At 71.0% G+C, this 816-nt stretch carries 2 protein-coding genes and 1 pseudogene; 1 reads left to right on the top strand and 2 read right to left on the bottom strand.

All coding sequences use genetic code 11. The features are described 5' to 3' along the window. On the bottom strand, nucleotides 1-104 hold a 104-nt coding region (locus ACFR9S_RS07965; protein WP_379818391.1), incomplete at its 3' end, for a universal stress protein. A 41-nt stretch (nucleotides 105-145) separates the two neighbouring features. Next, nucleotides 146-433, bottom strand: a complete 288-nt coding sequence (locus ACFR9S_RS07960; RefSeq protein WP_379732626.1) for a hypothetical protein — start codon at nucleotides 431-433, stop codon at nucleotides 146-148. Between the two features lie 126 nt (nucleotides 434-559). Between ACFR9S_RS07960 and ACFR9S_RS07955 the strand changes: the two are divergent. Next, nucleotides 560-816: pseudogene (locus ACFR9S_RS07955) on the top strand (flippase activity-associated protein Agl23); the annotation flags it as partial.

The raw sequence follows: 816 nt of genomic DNA, 5'->3' as shown, positions 1-816 counted from the left end.
GCTTGGATGGTGGCGCCGTACGTCTCCGCCAGCGAGACGGCGTGATCGATCGCGTCGGTCGCGGCGGGGCTTCCGTCGGTGGGAACGAGGATGTCGTCGTACATCTCGTGGGGAGGATCGGGCGGGAGGGATTAGAAACCCCGGTTCAGTCGAGTGCCGCCCGAACCGCCGACTCACACGTCTGCATCCCCTCGTAGCGCTCGTTCTCGCCGTCGCCCAGCGCCTCCGTCTCCACGACGCGCCAGCCGTCCCGTTCGTAGACCAGCCCCTTCACCCAGTCCTCGGTCGCGAGGAGCAGCCCGGCGATCGCCCCCGCACCGGCGCCCTCGCGGTCGGCCACGTCGACGGCGATGTCGAGCGCATCCGAGTGGTTCAGCGAGGCGAGTTCGGCGTCGGTCAGCGGGCGATCCGGGAGGGAGTCGAGCACGCTCATAGTCGACAGTTAGGGCTCGCGTAGAAGGCGCTTCCGAACGGTCCCTCGCGGCGGGGCCGCTTCCGAACGGTCCCCCGACCAATACGCTTCCGAACCTTCTTGCCACAGCGCGCGACAGGGACGGCCATGCGCCGACTCGATCGGGTCGAGCGGGGCGTCGTCGCGCTGGCGGCGCTGGCGCTCCTCGCCCGGCTGGTCGGCCTCGGGACGCGCCCGTTCCACTGGGACGAGGCCCGGGTCGGCTACTGGGCGCTCCGATCGCTCGAGACGGGCGTCTACGAGTACCGCCCCGTCGCCGGCGGGCCGTTCCTCTACGTCGTCGGCCGACGGCTGTTCGCGCTCGGACTCACCAGCGACGCCGCCGCCCGATTTCCGGTCGCACT

The organism is Halolamina salina (genome assembly GCF_042678005.1).
In the GTDB taxonomy this organism is placed as follows: Archaea; Halobacteriota; Halobacteria; order Halobacteriales; family Haloferacaceae; genus Halolamina; species Halolamina salina.
The sequence above is the reverse complement of the archived record's forward strand: the minus strand, read 5'-3'. Positions and strand labels throughout refer to the sequence as shown.

What these genes read in the sequence shown, in the direction of transcription:
- ACFR9S_RS07960 (WP_379732626.1), bottom strand. Translation starts at nt 433, where the DNA reads ATGAGCGTGCTCGACTCCCTCCCGGATCGCCCGCTGACCGACGCCGAA.